This is a genomic window from Irregularibacter muris (genome assembly GCF_024622505.1).
Taxonomy (GTDB): domain Bacteria; phylum Bacillota; class Clostridia; order Eubacteriales; family Garciellaceae; genus Irregularibacter; species Irregularibacter muris.
This window is the reverse complement of sequence record NZ_JANKAS010000007.1, coordinates 1-17,696: the sequence shown is the minus strand read 5'-3', so window position 1 is coordinate 17,696 and position 17,696 is coordinate 1. Positions and strand designations below refer to the sequence as shown.

General features: G+C 36.4%; 13 protein-coding genes. 1 reads left to right on the top strand and 12 read right to left on the bottom strand.

Features of this window, described 5'->3' with window-relative positions; translation table 11 throughout:
• Window positions 1–160: 160 nt before the first annotated feature.
• From NSA47_RS08865 to ftsE, 7 genes are all read right to left on the bottom strand, one after another.
• Window positions 161–3,109, bottom strand: a complete 2,949-nt coding sequence (locus tag NSA47_RS08865; protein WP_257531076.1) for a sigma 54-interacting transcriptional regulator — start codon at window positions 3,107–3,109, stop codon at window positions 161–163.
• A gap of 94 nt (window positions 3,110–3,203) precedes the next feature.
• Window positions 3,204–4,559, bottom strand: a complete 1,356-nt coding sequence (locus tag NSA47_RS08860; protein ID WP_257531074.1) for an MATE family efflux transporter — start codon at window positions 4,557–4,559, stop codon at window positions 3,204–3,206.
• A 155-nt stretch (window positions 4,560–4,714) separates the two neighbouring features.
• A complete protein-coding gene (locus tag NSA47_RS08855) occupies window positions 4,715–5,965 on the bottom strand; it encodes a PDZ domain-containing protein (protein ID WP_257531072.1) in 1,251 nt (416 codons plus the stop codon).
• Between the two features lie 11 nt (window positions 5,966–5,976).
• Window positions 5,977–7,191 (bottom strand): S41 family peptidase, encoded by a 1,215-nt coding sequence (locus tag NSA47_RS08850; RefSeq protein WP_257531070.1) that lies wholly within the window; start codon window positions 7,189–7,191, stop codon window positions 5,977–5,979.
• Window positions 7,192–7,361: 170 nt separating this feature from the next.
• Window positions 7,362–8,582, bottom strand: coding sequence for a murein hydrolase activator EnvC family protein (locus NSA47_RS08845; RefSeq protein ID WP_257531068.1), 1,221 nt, complete (start codon window positions 8,580–8,582; stop codon window positions 7,362–7,364).
• Window positions 8,583–8,603: 21 nt separating this feature from the next.
• Window positions 8,604–9,506 (bottom strand): permease-like cell division protein FtsX, encoded by a 903-nt coding sequence (gene ftsX / locus NSA47_RS08840; protein ID WP_257531066.1) that lies wholly within the window; start codon window positions 9,504–9,506, stop codon window positions 8,604–8,606.
• The gene (gene ftsE / locus NSA47_RS08835; protein ID WP_257531064.1) at window positions 9,490–10,176 is read right to left on the bottom strand and encodes a cell division ATP-binding protein FtsE; all 687 of its coding nucleotides are present in this window, start codon (window positions 10,174–10,176) and stop codon (window positions 9,490–9,492) included. The genes ftsX and ftsE overlap by 17 nt, the downstream gene beginning before the upstream one ends.
• Window positions 10,177–10,567: 391 nt before the next feature.
• Between ftsE and NSA47_RS08830 the strand changes: the two genes are divergently transcribed.
• Window positions 10,568–11,149 carry a 5-formyltetrahydrofolate cyclo-ligase gene (locus NSA47_RS08830; RefSeq protein ID WP_257531063.1) on the top strand — a complete coding sequence of 194 codons (582 nt, stop codon included), beginning with the start codon at window positions 10,568–10,570 and terminating at the stop codon, window positions 11,147–11,149.
• Window positions 11,150–11,258: 109 nt separating this feature from the next.
• Here the strand turns inward: NSA47_RS08830 and NSA47_RS08825 are convergent, their stop codons facing one another.
• From NSA47_RS08825 to NSA47_RS08805, 5 genes are all read right to left on the bottom strand, one after another.
• The gene (locus NSA47_RS08825; RefSeq protein WP_257531061.1) at window positions 11,259–13,685 is read right to left on the bottom strand and encodes a Lon protease family protein; all 2,427 of its coding nucleotides are present in this window, start codon (window positions 13,683–13,685) and stop codon (window positions 11,259–11,261) included.
• Window positions 13,686–13,879: 194 nt separating this feature from the next.
• Window positions 13,880–14,539, bottom strand: coding sequence for a peptidoglycan-binding protein (locus NSA47_RS08820; protein WP_257531059.1), 660 nt, complete (start codon window positions 14,537–14,539; stop codon window positions 13,880–13,882).
• Window positions 14,540–14,718: 179 nt separating this feature from the next.
• On the bottom strand, window positions 14,719–15,663 hold the full coding sequence (locus NSA47_RS08815) for a transketolase family protein (protein WP_257531057.1): 945 nt from the start codon (window positions 15,661–15,663) through the stop codon (window positions 14,719–14,721).
• Window positions 15,663–16,493: a transketolase gene (locus NSA47_RS08810; RefSeq protein WP_257531055.1), complete on the bottom strand. Its 831-nt coding sequence runs from the start codon at window positions 16,491–16,493 to the stop codon at window positions 15,663–15,665. Before NSA47_RS08810 ends, NSA47_RS08815 begins: the two co-directional genes overlap by 1 nt.
• Window positions 16,494–16,504: 11 nt before the next feature.
• Window positions 16,505–17,338 carry a YitT family protein gene (locus tag NSA47_RS08805; protein ID WP_257531053.1) on the bottom strand — a complete coding sequence of 278 codons (834 nt, stop codon included), beginning with the start codon at window positions 17,336–17,338 and terminating at the stop codon, window positions 16,505–16,507.
• Window positions 17,339–17,696 lie beyond the last annotated feature (358 nt).

The following is a 17,696-nucleotide window of genomic DNA, read 5'->3' as shown; positions in this document are numbered from 1 at the left end:
ATTCCTCTATATTCATTGAAAAACTTTGTTGAGTTTTCTTTATATCGTTTTTAAAAATTATTTTTCCTCTTCCTCAGGTATTTCCACATAAAATGACATTTTTTGCATTGAAGAATAAACCTGACAGGTTTTGTGATAAATCCAGTCCTGTGAATATTTATCATACATCAACATGTCTTAAAATTATATTTTTGATTTCAGCTTCGCTGTCCGTTTGCTTTATTTTCTTTAAAACTTCCCCATTCAATAAAACCTTATAAAAGTCTTGAAAATATTTCTTGGAATCTTTTCTATATACAATCATAAAAATAGCGTCAACTGTTTTTCCTTCTCCCCAAAATATGGGTTTTTTTAATGTAATAATATTTACAATAGGTTTTTTGACATATTGCGGTAATCCATGGGGAATTGCGATATCCCCTTTCATAGAAGTAGAATTGATCATTTCTCTTTTATACACACTTAAAAGGAATTTTTCATCTACATACCCTTGATGCACAAGTTTATCTACCATGTAATCTATTGCTTGGTTCTTGTTTTCAAATTCTAAGTTACATTCTATCAATTTCTCGTCTAAAATTTTCCCAACATTATTTTCTACATCTTTTTTTGTTGAATTTGTTATTAAATTATTAAGTTGATTAATTCCCTGATTACTTAATATACTCTGAATAGAAATAAAGGGTATATCTTTTATTTCTGGATCTATAGTCCCTACAAAACATAATATATGATAATTTTGACTTATTTTCTTTATTTCTAGATCAAGATTAATGGGGGAAAATAGTCCTACTGGAATAACTTTTATATTTTTTTCCGATTTTTCAGCATATTCTTCTATATAATGTTTAATTTTTTCTGCTGTTCCTTCACCTGTTATACATGTGGTGACAATAGCCTTTGGCAATAATGTATTTGCATTTATTGCTTTATTTGTGTCGATTTCCTTATTAGGAATTCCATCATTTTTAATGGATTTTACTATATCCTCCAAAGTTGATTGGGGGAAGATTGCTCTTCTTGTTACCTCTAAAGCCATAATGGTGTCCACTCGTTCTACTACTCTTACATATATTCCCGTTTCTCTAGTTATTATGTCGCCAAAGGTCACTAAAGAACCCATATCGACTAATAGTAGACATCCTTTTCCCTGATCTACTTTTTTAATGATATCAATGGTTTTCGCTAGGGTATCCTTTGGATTTTCACTCAGGGGCATTTCAATTCCTATGGCGTGTTGTGTATTGAGTAATGTATTTGTTACCTCAACAATGGCCTTACCAACTTTTCCGTGGGTTAGCACTATAACCCCCACTCGTTTTTGGTCAGCATCATAAGCCTCAGAAAAGTTTTTTATATACATTGCTATAAATCCTATTTCTTCTTCAGGTAATTCAATCATTAATTCCCCATTGATTTTCTCTGCTATTTTTTTTGCTACCTCATATTCCCCATGATATTTGCTCTTGATCTTCCTTAGTTCAGGGTTGATAATTTCTTTTCCCTTTAATATCCTTTCATAGGTAGCACTTAAATGAATTGCCAATGAATAATAAAAATCATCTTCTAATTTATCATAGTAAACTTTTGCAAGTTTATAGCATTGATCCACTAATTCTAATATTTTTGATCCCACTAGGTTTTTAAGTTCAATTTTATTCAGGGTATTTTTAATATTGCTATTTTTAACAAAGTTTTCTAGCTCAGTTTGAACTTCTCTACCAATTACTAAATTTATCTCTTCTGAATTTAATCCTTGGTTTTCAAGCTCAATAGAACGTTTTTCAATAAATTGATAAATCTTATTTGGCATAATATATCTATTGGATTCATCTAAAGAGTGTTTTGAATGGTCTACATCAAATACTAAATGATTGCTTATATAGCTTTCTATTTCTTGAGATTTACGATCAATATTCAATATCCCTCGCCTGACATGACTGGCCAAATCCGATATTTTTATTTTTAAAGTCTCTTTTTTTTCTAGAACAGCATTTAATAAAGCTTTAGCGCAGGCAACCTGTATATCACTTTTTAGCTGTCCTATATTTCCCGGACAATCATAAAGCATCAATAATCGGATAGCATCAATGTCTACAGTTATTTTCTTATTAATTCTTTTTGCTTCTTTGTCAAAAAAAACTTTTATAATTTCTAATCTTTCACTATAGGTTCTTTTATTTAAAGAAGGGAGTTCGATAATCATAGGTATTCTTCTTCTCAAAGTTAAAAGCAGAGATGAATCTGGATCTTCTGTAGTTGCCGCAATAATCATTAAATTAACCTTATGGTTACTTTCAGTTTCCCCTAACCTTCTATATTCCCCTTTATCCAGTATACTAAATAAAATTTCCTGTCCTTCATTGGGCAATCTATGTATCTCATCGAGAAACAAGATGCCTCCGTCGGCTTTAGCAACAAGACCATCTTGATCACTATCGGCACCTGTAAAAGTTCCTTTTTTGTATCCAAAAATATTCGATAATAATAATTGTGGATTATCGGCATAATCAGCACAGTTAAACAAAATGAAGGGAGCTTTTTCCTCAAAATTACTTGTGGTAACAGCATAGCTATGCATAGATTCAGCAAGTTGGCTTTTTCCCACTCCTGATGGTCCTAATATTAATGTATGAAGTCCCTTAGGTGGATATAAAATAGCAGCTTGTGCCTGTCTTATTTGCAATTTTATACTTTCTTCTGCTCCGATAATCTCACGAAAGGATTTCCCCTCAACCTCCTCAGTTTTAGATTGGCTTTCTCTATTTATTAAAGGTTTCTCCTTGCTGTTTCCTGGGTCCATGGAATGGTTCTTATGGCTTATTTCTTTGATTAATGCTAGTGATTTATGTCTTGATATGGAAAAACCTATGCTATTCAATCTTGACATAAGTTCTCTATGGGAAATACTTGGTTCTTGATGAATAATGTCTTTAGCATAGGTAAAGATAACTAAATCTAATCTTTCTCTAGAGTTTGGAATATTTAATTCTTTTCTCAACTGTGTTACTCTATCTCTTGTTGTATTTAAAAGCTCAGCAATTTCTTGATCTGTTAAGGGCTTATATTTATCTTCATTTTCTATAATATTTTCTACTTTAAGCCTCATCAGAATCACCCCTTTTAAATATCATAATTTGAACATTTTAGCTAATTATGTTAGTAGGTAGGAAGGGTTAAGATTGTGCATAACCAGTCTTCTCTTATCTAATCTCAATCTCTTTCCACTTTCCTCTTTTAAACCGAAAAAATAGCAAAGAAGATTCTACTACGAATTGTATAGCCGTTACTACCCAGACATAGACTACACTTAATTTTAATACAAAGACCACCAAAATGATGAGGGGAATTCTCACTCCCCAATTGGTAATGGCGCTGATAAGAAAAGGCCCTCTGGTGTCTCCTGCTCCCCTCAGAGCACCGGATAATACCATGGCTAGTCCAATAGTAATTTGCTCAAAGGCGGCTACTTTTAGACATAGAGCTCCCAATTGTCTAGCCTCTGCATGGTCGGTAAAGAAGGACATCAAGATATGAGGAATAAAGAAAAATATTAATCCTATTGCCCCCATAAGAATGACGGTCAGAATGGCTGCAATCCAACCGTTTTTTTCTGCCTCTTTTTTATTCCCCGCTCCAAGACTTTGTCCTACTAGAGTAGTGGCCGCTATGGAAAAACCATAGCCTGGCATAAAGGATATGGACTCTGCGGAAACCGCTACTTGATTGGCTGCAAAGGGGATTGTCCCCAATTGGATAATAATAAAAGAAGAAAGTAGCCTGCTGCCATTGTCCATGAGTTCTTGTCCCCCTGCAGGCAAACTTAATTTTAGCAGTTGTTTAAGGTTCTCAAAGTTCCAGGTTTTTAAATCTTTCATGTGGACTTTTATTCTAATTTTTCCACTAAGGATAATCAATAAAGACAAAATTCCTCCAATAATCAATGCTCCTGCGGTGGCTATAGCTGCTCCTTGGACACCCATTTTAGGAAAACCAAATTTTCCAAAGATCAGCACATAATCTCCTACTAAATTGATTATGTTTATCACTGCAGCTACCACTAGAGGAGCTTTGGTATTCCCTGCTCCCCGAATAATTCCGCTAATTACTGTTGTGGGGATGGCAAACAAAAAGCCCCATAGAACGATCTTCATATATTGGGTACCCAGCCTAACGACCTCGCCTTCAGCATTCACAGCGATTAATATTTTCTCTGCAAATATCCATCCTAAACTGCAAACCACAATACTAATGATTAGGGAAAGTTTTAGCGCTTGAGCTGCTGTTTTTTCAGCTTTATGAAATTCCTTTGCTCCATAGTATCTGGCAATGATGGCCGCTGCTCCAATGCCAATAGCCCCTAAAATGTTTAGAACGGTATATACCATCTGGCTGCTTAGACTGGTAGCCGTAACTGCAATAGCCCCCACGCCTTTTCCAATCATAGCGGTATCAAATACCCAAACCATCATATTGAGCATCATTTCTAATACAGCAGGCCAAGCCAAATGTAGAATTTGTTTTACTTTCTGTGAGTGATCCATCATAAACTGGGTCATTTTTCATCATTCCTGTTCTTTTATTTTACATAAATTGAACCACCTATTGTAGTCATTAAATCTGAACTGGTTGTAAGATCTAGACTCAAGATCTTTCGCCATGGCTCAGGATGAAAATAAAGCACTTTGGGGTGTCCTCTACCTGAGGTGGTTCACTATCGATTATTTTTATTTTTTATTTTATTCCATAGTCTTTTCATTATACTTTCTTTTTCCTTGGCTGTATAGACTATTTCTGAGTATTGAGGAAGAGGAAGAACGCCTAAGGCTCTTAAACCATAGGGATAAGCTTTCAATTCTTTAGTATATCCTTCTCCCTTATAATCCTCACCCTTCACCCATACAAAGGTAGGAAATTGGCTTAAAAGTTGAAGGATATCCTCCTCACAATTGATGGGAAAATTATTAATAGAATGAATAATATCGCCTCTTTGAATTCCCATTTTGTGCGCTGCCGATCCCTCTAAAACCTCTAGCACCCGAAGTCCTCTTTGGGGAATAGTAAATAATGGAACACCCTCTTGTTCTTCTTTCCTTCCCTGCCAAATCAAAAACTCATGGGCAGCAGGAGCGAAGAAAGCAGCAATCCATTGCACCTCATAAACTCTAGAGGATAGGATAGATAAGATCAGGAGGATAACACTATAAGCTCCTAATTTAATCGCTGATTTTTTCACTTTAACCTTTGGGGGTTGGGTAAGGGCGATATCCCCATAGCCCAAGGCAGCAACAACGGTTAGTATAAGGAAAATCAAATCCTCTCTAAATTGCAATTCTCCCATAGGCTTAATGATGGGCCACCAATCCGGCATTTGAATTTGGCCGGGAGAGGGAATTTGATTACTGATCATTATGGTCATGATGATAATGGGAATGGGCCAAAAACGATGCAAACTATAGCCTCCTATATGTTTCCCATCTCCCCTATCTAAAATGATCGGCAGGCTATCCTCACTTCCATTGGTATAAATTAAAATGCTTTCTACAAAATGTAATATAGCCACTAAAGCCATCAATCCTGGTACATCTATTTGAGGAAAACCAAAAATGAGACTAAATAAAGATAATAGTCCCCCTGCATAGGAAAAACATAGATAACGAGCATTGATCATAAATAAAATTAAGGCAATAGGCCACAAGTACTTCAAACCCTCTTGCCGAATAGAAACTCCTATAATAATCATGAGTGTACTTCCTAAAAGACCTCCTATTAATCCATGAAAGGTGGAGTTAACGGTCTTCATTAGGGCACTTCTTCTTATCACTCCTAGCATCTTTATTTCCCTAGGGGTTTGTTTTTTATATTGGGTGTACACTAAAAAAAGTACCACCCAAAAGATTGGATGGAAAATAATCCGAGTAAGGGATGTCATTCCCATCCAAAGGGCATCAATTATGGGCTTCATATTTTACCCTCCTATTGAGTGGATATTTTAGATTTTAGTACCTCTATCGCTTTTTTCAATTGAGGATCTTCACTTTGATCTGTTTTGCCCTCTTCACTTAAAGCTTCAGGCATTTCTATAACAATATCAGGTTCGATACCTTTTCCATGGATATTTATGCCATTGGGAGTGAAATATTCAGCAGCTGTATATTTCATTCCTGAACCATCAGATAGGCTTTCCACATCCTGTACAAGGCCTTTTCCAAAGGTGGTGGTCCCAACTAATGTCCCAGAATTGGTATCCTTCACTGCTCCTGATAATATCTCTGAAGCACTAGCACTGCCACCATCTACCAATAGGACCAAGGGAATATCCAGTTTGTGTTTTTTATCAGAAAATTCCTCTCTCTTATTCCCCGCTCTATCCTCTGTATAGACGATAAGCTGTTCATCTAATATTTCATCTGCAATCTTGACTACCTCATTTAATAAACCTCCAGGATTCCCCCTTAAATCAATGATCAAGCCTTTTATATTTTTCCCCTTTAGGGTATTTAATTGGCTGATAAAGTCTTCAGAGGTTTTTCGATCAAACATACTAATTCGGACATAGCCTAAATCCCCATTAATGGTATTGCTTTTTACTGTTTTTATCCGAATAATCTCCCGGGTAATTTCTTTTTCAATATTATCTTTTTGTCCTTCTCTAGCGATGGTAAGAATTACCTTTGTACCTGGTTCGCCCTTCATTTTATCTACTACCTTGTCTAGCTCTACACCGATGACATCTTCTCCATTGACTTTGACGATTTTGTCTCCGCTTTTTAAACCTGCCTTTTCCCCCGGAGTATCCTCAATAGGGGCAATAACAGTGATTAGACCCTTTTCATCTATGGTCACTTGAATACCGATTCCTCCAAAGGATCCTTCCGTTTCTGTCATAAAATTATTATATTCCCTTGGGGTCATATATACCGTATAGGGATCACCGATGGAGTCAAACATGCCTTTTAGGGCACCCTCCATTAAGGCATCATCCTCTAAGGGTTGATAATAATTCTTTTCCAAAAAATCCTTGAGCATAACCATTTTTTTTAATCCAATTGCTGTATCCTGGCTATCTGTTGTCAAGAGTACTTTATTTCCAAAGGCCAGAGACAAAGTATTGGAAAATAAAAAAGTAGCTGTATTCGTAATAATCAAAAGTAAAATAACAGCCAACCAAAGTTTTTTCTTGTTTTTCATTTACGCCACCTCATTAAAAGTTTAGAATAATTGGGTTTTCTATAATTATATGTTCTACCGTTTATTTTTATTAACTATCTTTCATTATAACATCACTATAAACTTTTTCAAAAAATAAGCTCTCGATCTCAAAGAAAAAGCAAGCCATTTTTGGCTTGCTTTTATTATCATTACCTTAAATATGGAATTGGATTGGTGTGATTTCCATTTAATCTAACTTCGAAGTGAGAGTGAGGTCCTGTGGAGTTTCCTGTAGAACCAACTTTGGCAATCACTTGTCCTTTGGACACTTTTTGTCCTGCACTAACTAAAAGTCTACTATTGTGAGCGCCCAATACTGATTTACCTCCACCGATATCCACGATGACGGTGTTCCCATATCCTCCTAAATATCCTGAGTGAAGAACTACTCCATCCGCAGGGGCAAGTAAATTATGACCAGTAGGTGCAGGAATATCAATACCGGTATGGAAGCTTTTTACTTTATTTATGGGATGGATTCTCCAGCCATAAGGGGAGCTTATGTTGGTGCGTCCCGGTACAGGCCATAGTAAGGCTCCTCCGGTATACTGTCCGCCGCCCCCGCTATTATTACTTGAGCCACCACTGTTACTTGAACCACGATTATTCCCTGCATTATTAGATTGGTTTTGCTTTGCTTGTTCTCTTTGCATTGCTGCTTGTATGATTCTTTTAGCAGAGGCAGCATCTGCTTCTAACTGTTTAACTTGTTTTTCATACTCATTAATATCGGTATTCATTTTGCTTAAGTAATTTTCTCTAGATACTTGTAAGTTTTTTACCTCTTGGGCTTTGCTTTCCAATTGGTTTTTTAGAGTAATCATTCTTTGTTGTTCTTTTTCAATTTGCTCTTTTTTTGTTTCTACTTCGTTGCGCTTTGTTTCCAAAGAAGTTAATAATTCATAATCATAATTCATTACTGTTTTGATCACATCAAAGCGGGAAAAGAAATCTGAAAAGCTTTTTGAATCTAATAATACTTCCAAATAACCTATATTCCCATTTTTGTACATTACCCGCACTCGTTCAGCTAGGGTTTCATTTTGTTCTTCTAGTTTTTCCTCGGCCTCAGATAATTCTTTTTTCGTCTTCTCCAAGGATTGATTGGTAACTGCTAGATCAGCTTGTGTTTTTTCCAATTTGCTATTGGCATCTTGTAATTTATTATTGATGGTTGCCAATTCATTTTTTACTTCCTTTTTTTCCTCTTGCTTTTCCTTTAGCTTGTTTTGTACCTCTTTTTTGTCCTTATTTGCATTATCAAGCTGTTGTTGACCTTTTTTGATGTCATTGGTCGCCATAGCCATAGGTGGCAAAACTGCTGCAATAAAAAGAATCATCATTAAAACAATACTTATTTTCCTTTTCATCTGTATCCCCCTTGATTTCCATTATACTTTTAAGAACTTTCTTATCGATAAAATACTTCCTAAGGCTCCAATAATAATACCCATGATGATAAAGAAGAAAGTTAGCTGTGTCATCAGGGCACTAGCAGGTATTAAGGAATCAGAAAGCACTGAAATCATTGTGTTGCTGGTCAAGCCTGTAAAATAATAATAGCCATATCCCAACACCAGTGTCGAAAACAATGCACCAATGAGACCCAATAAAGCTCCTTCCATTAAAAATGGCCATCGCACATACCAATTTGTGGCACCTACATATTTCATGATGTTAATTTCTCTCTGTCTTGCAAATACCGTTAGTTTTATGGTATTGGATATAATAAATATGGAAACAGCTGTTAAAATAATTGTAAGGATCAAAGTAATCAAGCGAGCAAAGTATGTAGATTGCAATAGCTTGTCCACAATTTCCTCTCCATATTTAACCTCTTCCACACCCTCTATGTCCTCAAGAAATTCTGATACCGCTTCTGCATCCTTTGGATCCTTTAGTTTTAATATAAAAGAGTTTGGCAGGGGGTTATTTTCCTCCAACCCTTTCATTAAGTCTTCTCTTTGTCCTATTTGCTCTGAGAAGTTTTTTAAAGCCTGTTCCTTTGTCTCTAATTCTACACCTCCAATCTGCTTATTTGTTTTTATGTTTTCTTCTATAGCCTTTATTTGATCTTGCTCTAACTCATCTTCTAAGTATGCTTTTAATTCAATCGTTGATTCAACGGTATCCGCTAGGTATTGAATATTCATCATAAATACCAAAAATACTCCCATCAGTACCAAAACAGCAATAACAGAACCAACGGAGGCTAGGCTCATTAAGGAGTTTCGCCGTATATTATTGACTACATCCCTGGCAAAAAATCCAAAGGTCCTAATTTTCATGGTCATACACACCCTTCTGTTGATCACTGACTATTTCTCCATTGCTTAGGATAACCACTCTTTTCTTTGCCTCATTAACAATTTCTTTGGCATGGGTAGCCATGATAATGGTGGTTCCACTATAATTAATTTTATATAATACATCCATAATCCCCTGAGCTGTTTTAGGGTCTAGGTTTCCTGTAGGCTCATCACAAATCAAAAATTTGGGTTTATTTACTATGGCTCTGGCTAAGGCAACTCTTTGTTGTTCTCCCCCAGATAATTGGTCAGGATAATTATTAGCTCTTTCACTAAGTCCTACCATGCTCAATATCATGGGCACCTGTTTACTAATATTTTTCGGATGTTCTTCAATAATTTCCATAGCAAAGGCTATATTCTCATAAACTGTTTTATTGGGTAGTAACCTAAAATCTTGAAAAACAACCCCTATGTTTCTTCTTAAATAAGGAATTTCCCTTTGTCTGAGGTAGGTAATATCGCGGTCATCCAATAAAATTTTACCCGCTGTAGGATTTTCCTCCTTTAATAATAATTTAATAAAAGTGGATTTGCCGGCCCCACTGGCACCTACTATAAATACAAATTCACCTTTTTCTATATAAATATTAATATTTTTTAAAGCTTTATGTCCATTTTTATATTCCTTGGAAATATCTATCATTTCAATCACTGGCATCACTCCTGTATCTCATCACCTATTTACATTTCTTGGGCTTTGTAAATAAAATGTATCAAATGTTAACTATATTATAACAAAAACTTGTCCATATACATAATCCATTTATTTCTTTTTTTACAAAAAATACATTCTGTTTTTTGTGTTCTTACAATAAAACCTCTTTATTCCCTTTGTTTCCAGCCTATTCTAGGTAGATACCCCTATTTAAATTTTTTTCTGCCCCTTTTAGTATTCGTCAAATATATACAAAATCCTTTTATCATTTTTCTACAATTTCTTTAGATTAGCTCTTTATTAAGTCAATGGATATAATATAATGGATTAACTCATGGATTTATCCTATAATAAAAATAATTACTTTATAAAATAAGGAGTCCAAGTGATGAATAAATCAGATATTCGTAAGGAAATACATATCAAAATAAATGCATTATCCCCTCAAGAAATACAGGAAAAGAGTGAGAGAATGTTTGAAAAATTATATTCTCTACCTATATACAAAAACTCTACGACCATTATGACCTATGTGAGTATTAGAAATGAAGTGGATACCCATGTTTTTATTAAAGAATCTATTCATCGAGGTAAAAATATCATTGTTCCCATGTGTAAGCCCGATACCAAAGAGCTTATTTTGTCAAAACTGTTGGATTTAGATCTGGACCTAGAAAGAGGCTTTTACGGGTTATTGGAACCTAAGGCTAATTGTATTCGCCCTGTAGAAGCCAAGAATTTAGATATGATTGTGGTGCCGGGCTTAGCCTTTACAGAAAAAGGCCAACGTTTAGGACAGGGGGCAGGGTATTATGATCGGTTTTTGTCTTCCCTATCAGAGCATGTACCTACCATTGCTCCCACCTTTGAACTTCAGCTTGTTGATGCCCTCCCCACAGACTCCCATGATGTACCTGTGGATTATATTTTGACGGAGAATAGGTTGATTTCATGTGCAGAAAAAAAATAGTATCATAGTAGAGGTAGAGGATCCTCTGCCCTTACTATGATGCTATTTTATCTTGCTCTTTTGTCTATGGTCTAGATGGATATTCATCTTTCTTGATTATTTTGTTTTATTATTTTTCTTTCCCATAATTTTTTACACTTTCTAAAAAGCCCCTTAGTTTTTTTACCACTTCACAATAGGCCGTGCCCTCTTGATACTCTCCTTGGTCATCTAGCACGCCTGCAGGAATACCTGTTAATAGTTCAATGCCTTCTTCTATTGTTTTGACCCCATAGATATGAAATTGGCCTTCTCTTACCGCTTCTATCACTTGGTCTTTAAGCATCAAGTTTTTTATGTTTTGGTGGGGAATTAAAACTCCTTGCTCCCCTGTCAATCCCTCTATCTGACAGACATCAAAAAAGCCTTCTATTTTTTCATTGACTCCTCCAATGGGCTGAATCTCTCCCCGTTGGTTTACAGAACCTGTCACGGCTAGACCTTGTTGAATGGGGAGGCCTGATAGGCTGGATAGCAGGGCGTATAGTTCTGTACTGGAAGCACTATCCCCATCAATGCCTCCATAGGATTGTTCAAAGGTAAGATGAGCTGAAAGGGCTAAAGGACTTTTTTGGGCAAATTGGGCTCCTAGGTATCCGCTTAAAATATATACCCCCTTATTATGAATATCTCCCCCCATGTTACTTTCTCTCTCAATATTCACAATTCCTTTTTGCCCTACAAAGGTAGTTGCTGTTATTCTAGAGGGTCTCCCAAATCTATATTTCCCCAGTTGATAGATTGCTAAGCCATTTACCTGGCCTATCTTTTCTCCTTGAGTATCAATGAGAATATCTCCCTGTTTTATCGCTTGTTGTAATCTTTCCTGGTAAAGATTTGATCTATACTTTCTTTCATGAATGGCTTTTTGTATATGCTCCTCTGTTATGACCTCTTCCTCCATGAGCTCAGCCCAGGTATCTGCTTCATATAGTATTTCTACTAGAGGGTTAAATCTTGTGGATAATTTATATTGGTTCTCGGCCAATCGACCACTGTATTCTACCATTTTGGCAACGGCTGTTTTATCAAAGGGTTTTAATCCATCATCCTCACAATGGGTGCGAATAAAGCTAGCCAATTTGCTCATATTTTCTATATCTCGGTTCATTTCTACATCAAAGTCTGCCTTTATTTTAAACAATTTGCGAAAATCTTCATCATAATAATAAAGCAATTGATAGATATCCGGATTTCCGATAAGGATTACTTTAATATCTAAAGGCATGGCATCGGGCTTGATGGATGAGTTGGCTATTAAACCCAATTGTTCTCCTATGTTTTCTATGATAATTTTTGATGTCTTTAATGCTCTTTTTAAAGCCTCCCATGCATAGTTATTACTTAAAATATCCATAGCTTGAATAATGATATATCCCCCATTGGCTTGATGTAAATATCCTGGTTTTATCTTTGTAAAGTCAGTGGTCAAAACTCCCATCTTATTTTCATATTCCACCTTGCCCATGAGATTGTAAAAGGTAGGATTCTCGGCTGTCACTATAGGAGCTCCTGTGGTTTGGCTATTATCCACCAAAAGATTTACGGCATATTTCTTGATTACATCTTCTTCTGCACCTATTGTCAAAACTTCTAAGGGACTGGATCCTTCCTCCTCTTCTACCCCCTTGAAATCATCTATATTTCCCAATATATCCTCTTGCACCGACTCCAGATACTTTGTAATATCCTTACATTTTTTATATTTTTCCTTTAATTCTTCTATACGATAGCCTACAACCATCAGAGCCGTTTTGTTATCTAAATCTTCCAAAGCGCCCTTGGCTTCCTTTTCTAAATTATAAATTTTATGGGAAATCTCTACAGCCTTTTCCTGCAACAAGGTAGATTTTTTCTCCATTTCTACTAATTGAGTGGAGTCAAGTTCTTCATATTCCTCATCCTCCATGGGTTTATCATCCACTATGGGGACACTGATAAATCCTCCCCCCGATTGTTTGATGATAAAACCATGGTCTTTTGCAATATCATTTAATCTTTCAATGACTTTGCCACTTCTCTCTTGAAACTCCCGGAGGATAAAAGCACGCTCCTTTTGATAACTCTCCTCATTAAAAGCCTTGGGAATATCTATTTTTAAATCCTCCACAAAGTCTTTCATATCTTTTTGAAAAACTTTTCCTACCCCCACTGGAAGCTGTAACAATTTAGAGCTGTATTTATTTTCAAAGTTATAAACATAGCACCAATCGTATAACTTACCTTCTCCCTTGGCATTCTTTTTTACAATGGAATTTGTGTAACTGGTTTTCCCCGTTCCTGCCATACCTGCCACATAAATGTTATAACCATTTTTTTTCACATTTAATCCAAATTCCATGGCCCTTCTTCCCCGCTCCTGGCCTACTATTCCTTCCAGTCTAGGGATTTCCTCTGTAGTTTCAAATTCAAACTTTGTAGGGTCTACAGTATTCTTCAAGGATTTATATGGAATCCTTGCCCTTTCTTGCAAGGATCTTTTATTATTTTGCGCCATAGCTTTCCCCCCATGATTTATGATGTTTTCTTTGCCTCTTACTTTTACTTACTCATTGATTACCCTTATTTTCCTTTTAAAAATATATTCTTCCTATTATCTATATTACGATTTGCTTTTTTTGTTCATGACATATAATCATAGGGACAGCAAAAAACGTGGGTGCGGCCCACGTTTTTGAAAAAATAATCTTATTAATTTTTTTCTGGAATTTTTATTACTTGCCCCAATTGGAGCACAGAAGATTCAGAGAGATTGTTTGCTTGTAGAATATCTTTTACAGGGATTCCATATTTTTCTCCGATTACGTAGATGCTGTCCCCTGATTGTACTGTATGTTCACGGCTATTGGTCTTCTGTCCATTTTCAGAGGATGAGGTTTCTGTCTTCCCTCCCTCTTTCTTCGCTGACCGAAGAGAGGACATGGTTTTTTTGTCTAGCTTTCCTGTAGCTTCCAACTTATTTTCCTCTTGATATTTTAGTATTGCATTATAAGTCATGGAACCAAAGGCACCGTCAGGCTTGGATTGTAGGTAGCCCAATTGACTTAAAACAGTCTGGTATTCCTTAATTTCGGCCCCCGCATCACCCTTTTGAAATTCCTTGCTTTGTCCATCTTCCTCCTCTTCCTCAGAAAGATCTTGGGCTGCATCATCTTTAGATTTATCCTTTTCAGCGATCTTTTGGTCCTTAGGTAGATCGGTGCCATTAAGTACAACTTGCATTCGTGTAATATCACTACCGGTTAAGCCTATTAAATCATTTTTACCCATAAATTGTTTTGCTACAAAGGTAGAAGTAAGTCCAATAATTATAGTAAAGGCAATGAAATATATTATAGTATGTTTTAGCATTTTTAGATTCAACCCTATCTCCCCTTTTTCTGACAAAATACGCTTATGTGTTTATCAGTATTATTCTATCATAGGCAAGATGAATTTCAAATATTTTGGGGATATTTGTCCTAGGAATTTTTTCTATTCTTTATAGAAAAGCATGATATCCTAGGATATCATGCCTTTGATAAACTTTATTATTTTGTTTTTCTTTCTATAACCGCTTTTGCTTTTGCTACGATGTTTTGTGCAGTTAGTCCATATTTCTCCAATAGGGCATCAGGCGTCCCAGACTCTCCGAAAGTATCCATAACTCCCACTCTTTGTACGGGCACCAATGTATTCTCTATAATCACTTCGGCTACTGCACTGCCCAATCCTCCAATAATGGAATGTTCCTCTGCCGTAACAATAGCTCCCGTCTCCTCAGCTGCCTTTAGGATAGCCTCAGCATCTAGAGGTTTTATCGTAGGCATATTGATCACTCTTGCGGATATCCCTTCTTCAGCCAAAATATCTTTAGCCTTTAAGGCTTCAAATAACATAATTCCCGTTGCAACAAGGGTTACATCTGTCCCCTCCGTCATTTGTATGGCTTTTCCTATTTCAAAGGTATACTCTTCATCAAATACTATAGGTAATCCAGGTCGTCCTAGACGTATGTATACTGGTCCTTTATACTCAGCAGCAGCATTTACGGCGGCCATGGCTTCTATTCCATCAGATGGGCACAATACCACCATGTTGGGAAGGGATCTCATAATCGCTAAGTCTTCGATAGATTGGTGAGTTGCTCCATCTTCTCCTACGGTCAGCCCCGCATGGGTAGCTGCTACTTTTACATTTAATTTTGGATAACATATAGAATTTCTAATGATTTCAAAGGCTCTTCCAGTAGCAAATACGGCAAAAGTGCTGGCAAAGGGTATTTTCCCTGCTGCAGCAAGACCTGCTGCTGTGCCCATTAAGTTTTGTTCTGCTATCCCCATGTTGAAAAATCGATCTGGGTACAGTTCTCGAAAGTTTGCTGTTTTTGTAGAACCCGAAAGGTCTGCATCTAAAACAACGATATCTTTATTTGTCTCTCCTAGTTTGGCTAGGGCCTTGCCATAAGCATCTCTAGTGGCCATTTTTTGTGACATTATCTAACCCCTCCTAACTCTTCATAGGCTTGTTGTGTCTGCTGTTCATTAGGTGCCTTTCCGTGCCATCCAGCTTGGTTTTCCATGTAAGAAATGCCTTTTCCTTTAATGGTTTCGGCTACAATCACTGTGGGTTTCCCCTTATATTCTACAGCTTGTTTCAAGGCCTTTAGTACCTGATCAAAATCATGTCCGTCTTCTACTTCCATGACATTCCAACCAAAGGCTGCAAATTTTTCTGCGATAGGTTCAGGATTCAATACATCTCTTATACAACCATCAATTTGTAATCCGTTGTGGTCTACAATAGCGATTAGATTATCTGTTTTATAATGCCCGGCCGCCATAGCCGCTTCCCAAATCATTCCCTCTTGAATTTCTCCATCTCCTAAAAGGGCAAATACATGATAATCTTTGTTGTCTAATCTAGCAGCTAATGCCATACCATGTGCCGCAGATAGGCCCTGTCCTAGGGAACCTGTAGACATATCTACTCCCGCTACATCCTTCATATCAGGATGTCCTTGTAATTTACAATCTATTCTTCTAAAATCACAAAGTTCATCCTTAGAAAAAAATCCTTTTTCCGCTAAGGTTGCGTAAAGTAAGGGAGAAGCATGTCCTTTAGATAATACAAATCTATCCCTATCTGAATTTTTATCATCCTTAGGATCAATATTCATGATTTCAAAATACAGTGATGTTAAAATTTCTACTGAGGATAGGGATCCCCCTGGATGCCCTGATTGGGCACTGGATGTTTGTTCAATAATACTGTGCCTAATGTTTCTAGCTTTTTCCTGCAAAAACTCCTTAGATGCGACTGTCATTTTTTTCCCTCCTATTTATGATTGGTATAATCTTTAAATCCTTCTCCAAGTACTTCTCGTACTTCAGAGAGAATGACAAAAGCCCTTTGATCTACTGAATGTACAATTTCTTTCATTTTATTTACCTGCGCCCTATTCACTACACAAAGCAATACATTCCTATCTTCCTGAGTATACATCCCTTGGGCCCTTAGGGCAGTTACTCCCCTATCCAATTCCTTCATAATCTCCTGGGCAATTTCCTCGGGATGATTAGAAATAATATAGAAAGCCTTTGCATATCCTATACCTTCTTGGGTAAAATCCAACATTTTTACTGAAGCATATAAACAGATTAAAGAATATAATGAAACTTCCGGTTGTCTAAAAACTAATCCTGCTGCTACAACAACGCAAAAATCAATGACCATAAGTATAGCTCCCACCGTAAACCCGGGAATAAATTTATGTACAATGGCAGCCGCTAAATCTGTTCCTCCTGTCGTACCTCCATAGCGGAATACAAAGCCCAATCCAATTCCCATGACAATCCCCCCAAAGATTGCTGCCAAAAATAAATCGCTAGTAAAGTTTGGGAGTACAATAACATAGTCCACTAGAACGGATAAAACAATTGTACCATATAGGGTTTTTATTGCAGCCTCTTTCCCAAGACTTTTTATCCCCCAAATGAATAAAGGTACATTTAAAGCCAACATTGTCGCTCCTACAGGTAGGTTAAACAAATAGTGTATTACAGTTGCCAGTCCCCCCACACCACCGGGAGCAATTTTATTGGGAACACTAAAAGCATTTAGGGATATGGCCATGATGACACATCCTAAGGTAATGCCTGCATACTCCACAAAAGTTTTGTATATTTGTATTAATTTTTCTTTTTTTTTCTTCTTCCATTAGATCACCTCAACTATCCTTGTAACCTCATATATTATAGCATAAAATAAGCTCTTGTCCCATGACTATTGTTAGTTTGCCCTAATTATTTATAGGATATCGATAGAAAACAAAAGATAGATCTAGAATCTATTCCATTGGCACGATCATTCTCTAAAAAGCTTCCAAACCTTTGTTTATTTGTAAGCGTCCAATAATCTCATGGATTTAAAATCAATAAAAGGCATGAGACAATAGACTTCAAAAGAGTACTTTTATAGTTCACCGAGTACTCGGTGAACTATAAAAGCTTGAAAGGAGAGATCTCAT